Genomic DNA, 280 nt, shown 5'->3' on the forward strand with positions numbered 1-280 from the left:
ACCTCGAGGCAGCGCTTCAACTGTTTATCCATTGGCGCTTCAATACGCATCACTTCCCCCGTACCTGGATGAGTAAACTTCAACGCTGCGGCATGCAGGAAAAGTCGGTTCAACCCCGTATCCGCCAGTTGCTTATCGAACTCACGGTCACCGTAGCGATCGTCAAAAGCAATTGGATGACCGGCATACTGGGTATGCACACGGATCTGGTGCGTACGGCCGGTCACCGGGCTACAGCGCACAAGCGTGGCAAACGCATAGCGCTCTTCCACTTTAAAAC

General features: G+C 54.3%; 1 pseudogene. It reads right to left on the bottom strand.

From position 1 onward, the window contains the following. Nucleotides 1–280 (bottom strand): annotated as a pseudogene (locus tag OOJ59_RS28010) (23S rRNA pseudouridine(955/2504/2580) synthase); the annotation flags it as partial.

The organism is Citrobacter sp. W9 (assembly GCF_026719375.1).
Classification (GTDB): Bacteria; Pseudomonadota; Gammaproteobacteria; order Enterobacterales; family Enterobacteriaceae; genus Citrobacter; species Citrobacter werkmanii.